1 pseudogene is annotated in these 891 nt (G+C 67.0%); it reads right to left on the reverse strand.

Features of this window, described 5'->3' with window-relative positions:
* Positions 1-9: 9 nt before the first annotated feature.
* Positions 10-845, reverse strand: a pseudogene (locus E2E34_RS34715) (IS5 family transposase).
* Between the last annotated feature and the right edge of the window lie 46 nt (positions 846-891).

Here is an 891-nt window from a genome sequence, read left to right on the forward strand (position 1 = left end):
TAAGAGGCCCTAACAAAGGCGTTGGACGTGTCGGTGGGTGATGAGACAGGTGGCGAGGCCGAGGAAGGCTTCATGGATGTCGTCGCGTCGTTCCCAGCGGACACGAAGTCGGCGAAAACCGTGGAGCCAGGAGATGGTGCGCTCGACGACCCAACGGAAGATGCCAAGGCCGGAGCCGTGTGGCTGACCGCGTTCGGCGATCGCGGGCCGGATGCCGCGTTTCCACAGCAGCCGCCGGTACTTGTCATGGTCGTAGCCGCGGTCCGCGAAGAGCATGTCTGGCCGTCTCCGTGGCCGCCCGACCGTGCCGGCCACGGGCGGAACCTTGTCCAGCAACGGGATCAGCTGAGTGACGTCGTTGCGATTGCCGCCGGTCAGCGACACCGCGAGCGGGATGCCCCGCCCGTCGACAAGGACGTGATGCTTGCTGCCCGGCCGTGCGCGGTCGACCGGGCTGGGACCGCTTTTGGGCCCCTGCGGGCCGCCCGCACGTGGGAGGAGTCGATCACCGCCCGCGACCAGTCCAGCTGCTTCGCCGACCGCAGCTTCTTCAGCAGCACCACGTGCAGCTTCTCCCACACACCGGCCTCGTTCCAGGCGGCCAGGCGCCGCCAGCAGGTCATGCCCGAGCCGAAGCCCAGCTCCTGGGGCAAGTACTCCCACTGGATGCCCGTGTGCAGCACAAACAGGATCCCGCACAGGGCTCGTCGGTCCGGCACCCGCGGCCGCCCCGCCACCAGTTTCGGCCCCGGCTCGGGCAGTAACGGCTCGATGAGCGACCACAGTTCGTCCGACACGATCCACGGCCGCGACTGACGTTTCCCCACGACCGGACCAACGACCACCCAAGTCGAAAGTCACTTGATCAACAACTTCTGTTAGGGCCTCTAA

The sequence above is a fragment of the Streptomyces albidochromogenes genome, from assembly GCF_005981925.1.
GTDB lineage: Bacteria > Actinomycetota > Actinomycetes > Streptomycetales > Streptomycetaceae > Streptomyces > Streptomyces albidochromogenes.